Source organism: Sulfitobacter sp. CW3 (assembly GCF_019392245.1).
Taxonomy (GTDB): Bacteria; Pseudomonadota; Alphaproteobacteria; order Rhodobacterales; family Rhodobacteraceae; genus Sulfitobacter.
In genome coordinates, this window is the sequence record NZ_JAHXRL010000432.1 from 1 (window position 1) to 251 (window position 251).

1 protein-coding gene is annotated in these 251 nt (G+C 64.9%); it reads right to left on the minus strand.

Annotated features, from left to right (window positions below; genetic code table 11):
• Window positions 1-251: protein kinase (locus tag KZZ06_RS21700; RefSeq protein ID WP_219581983.1), on the minus strand; the 251-nt coding region annotated here is incomplete at both ends.

Here is a 251-nt window from a genome sequence, read left to right on the forward strand (position 1 = left end):
CTCGCGCCACGTCGTCGGCGAGGATGTGCGGCACCGTGAAGTCGACGACGTTCTTGGGCGTCACGCTCTCGGCGTACCGCTGCACCACGCGGCAGCCGGACATGAGCTCCAGGAGCACCACGCCGAAGCTGTACACGTCGCTCTTGTCCGTCAAGTGCTGCAGCCGGTAGTACTCCGGGTCCATATACCCCACCGTGCCCCCCGTGTAGATCGTCTTCTGCGGCTGCTCCGGGTTGTCGGCGTTGTTGTTG